Origin of the sequence: Streptomyces sp. SID5464, from assembly GCF_009862985.1 — a bacterium.
Classification (GTDB): domain Bacteria; phylum Actinomycetota; class Actinomycetes; order Streptomycetales; family Streptomycetaceae; genus Streptomyces; species Streptomyces chartreusis_D.
Window position 1 is genome coordinate 154,607 of sequence record NZ_WWIQ01000021.1, and the last position, 1,174, is coordinate 155,780.

The following is a 1,174-nucleotide window of genomic DNA, read 5'->3' on the forward strand; positions in this document are numbered from 1 at the left end:
GGTGTTGAGCTTGGTGATCAGCGGGGTGATGGTGCGGCCCTCGCGTTCGGCGGCGTCCCAGTCGCGGTGCCTGAGCTGGTACTTCTCCGAGTCGAGGTACTCCTCGCTGCCCTCTCTGAGCGGGGTGTTCTCGCACAGTTCGTAGCCGGAGTAGATGCCCCAGGTGGGGGAGAGGGTGGCCGCGAGGACGGCGCGGACCTCGAAGGCGGGGCGGCCGCCGTGCTGGAGGTAGGCGTGCAGGATGTCGGGGGTGTTGGCGAAGAAGTTCGGCCGCATGTACGAGGCGGCCTCGCCGGACAGTTCCGTGAGGTACTCGGTCAGCTCCTGCTTGGAGTTGCGCCAGGTGAAGTAGGTGTAGGACTGCTGGAAGCCGATCTGGGCCAGGGTGTGCATCATCGCGGGGCGGGTGAAGGCCTCGGCCAGGAAGATCACGTCGGGGTCGGTGCGGTTGATGTCCGCGATGACCCGCTCCCAGAAGACGACCGGCTTGGTGTGGGGGTTGTCCACCCGGAAGATCCGTACCCCGGCGTCCATCCAGTGCCGCAGCACCCGGCAGGTCTCGGCGATCAGGCCGTCCATGTCGGCGTCGAAGGCGATGGGGTAGATGTCCTGGTACTTCTTGGGCGGGTTCTCCGCGTAGGCGATGGTGCCGTCGGGGCGGTGGTGGAACCACTCGGGGTGTTTGTGGACCCAGGGGTGGTCCGGGGAGCACTGCAGGGCGAAGTCCAGGGCGATCTCCAGGCCCAGGTCGCGGGCCTGGCCGACGAACCGGGTGAAGTCCTCCAGGGTGCCCAGCTGGGGGTGGACGGCGTCGTGGCCGCCTTCGGGGGAGCCGATGGCCCAGGGCACGCCGACGTCGTCGGGGCCGGGGGAGAGGGTGTTGTTCCTGCCTTTGCGGAAGGTGGTGCCGATGGGGTGGATCGGGGGCAGGTAGACCACGTCGAAGCCCATCGCGGCGATCGCCGGCAGGCGGCGGGCGGCGGTGCGGAAGGTGCCGTGGGGTTGCTGCCGGGTGCCCTCGGAGCGGGGGAAGAACTCGTACCAGGAGCCGTACAGGGCCCGTTCCCGCTCGACGAGCAGGGGCAGCGGCTCGGAGGTGGTGACCAGGTCCCGCAGCGGATGGCGGGCCAGCACCTCGTCCACCTCCGGCGTCAGCGCCGCCGCCAGCCGCGCC

At 69.7% G+C, this 1,174-nt stretch carries 1 protein-coding gene; it reads right to left on the reverse strand.

The window, feature by feature from the left end:
• Positions 1-1,174: maltotransferase domain-containing protein (locus tag GTY47_RS14655; RefSeq protein ID WP_010033293.1), on the reverse strand; the 1,174-nt coding region annotated here is incomplete at both ends.